1 pseudogene is annotated in these 1,377 nt (G+C 63.4%); it reads left to right on the top strand.

Annotated features, from left to right (window positions below):
• Positions 1 to 53: 53 nt before the first annotated feature.
• Positions 54 to 1,192 (top strand): annotated as a pseudogene (locus C9I57_RS32140) (IS3 family transposase); the annotation flags it as partial.
• Positions 1,193 to 1,377 lie beyond the last annotated feature (185 nt).

The raw sequence follows: 1,377 nt of genomic DNA, 5'->3' as shown, positions 1-1,377 counted from the left end.
TGAGATTGACCCGCAAAAACGGACACCTATCCTTTTGATCAGGAGGTGTCGAAATGGGCAGGCATCGTACCCCATACCCGGCGGAATTCCGGGCCCACATGGTCGAGCTGGTGAAGGCCGGACGTACGCCTGAGGAGCTGGCGCGCGAGTTCGAGCCGACCGAACAGACCATCAACAACTGGGTCGCGCAGGCCGATCGTGATGCGGGCGTGCGTCATGACGGACTAACCACGGCCGAGCGGCAGGAACTCACGCGGTTGCGTCGTGAGAACCGGCAACTGAAGATGGAGCGAGACATTCTCTCGCAGGCGGCGGCCTGGTTCGCGAGGGAGACGGGAGCCGTTCCACCCAAGGGCGGTACGGATTCATGAGAGCGAACCGGGCCCGGTGGCCCATTGCCACAATGGCGCGGCTGCTCAGGGTCTCCATGAGCGGCTACTACGCATGGCTGGTGCGTGAGCCATCGAAACGCTCGTGTAGCGATGCGCAACTACTCGCGCGCATCCGCACGCTGCATGCGAGTTCACGCGGCACGTATGGGGCGCCACGTATCCACGCGCAGCTCGCGCGTGAAGGCGTGCACGTGGGACGCAAGCGGGTCGCACGCCTGATGCGCCTGGCCGGCCTGCATGGCGCGAGCCGGCGGCGCTGGCCACACACCACGCGACAACGCGCGGGGGCGCGGCGCGCTCCGGATCTTGTGCGCCGGCACTTCTGTGCCGAGGCGGCGAACGTGCTGTGGGTGGCGGACGCCACCTACATTCCGACTGACGAAGGGTTTCTGTATCTCGCTGTGGTTCTGGATGTGTTCAGTCGCCGCATCGTCGGGTGGGCGATGTCCAGCCATCTGTACACGGAACTGATGCTGCGCGCACTCGATATGGCGTTGCTGCAGAGACGCCACGAGGGCGTCATCCTGCATTCGGACCAGGGATGTCAATACACGTCCATTGCATTCGGACGGCGCTGCCGCGAAGCCGGCGTGCAACCGTCGATGGGCACGGCCGGCGACGCCTACGACAATTCGATGTGCGAGTCGTTCTTCGGAACGCTCGAAGCGGAGCTGCTATTGCGCGAACACTTTGCGACCCATGAACATGCCCGGCAGCGCATCTTCTGGTTCCTGGAGGGCTGGTACAACGTACGCCGCCTGCACAGCAGCATTGGCTATCGTTCGCCGCTTGAATTCGAGAACATAAACGTAAAAAGGCAAACCGTATCGCCTTGCGGGTTGCCCACCGGCGGGCAGCGTCATGGTCGTGAGAGCCGACCCGCCGCCCGCCCGTGGACAGACAACCCGCGACTCAACGCTTAACGGAGGCTAGACCAAATCAAATCGCTGGCTGCAAATCCGTCCGTCGAACCGGGACAATCTCA

The organism is Trinickia symbiotica (genome assembly GCF_003028655.1).
Lineage (GTDB): Bacteria > Pseudomonadota > Gammaproteobacteria > Burkholderiales > Burkholderiaceae > Trinickia > Trinickia symbiotica_A.
This window is presented reverse-complemented; position numbering and strand designations above follow the sequence as displayed.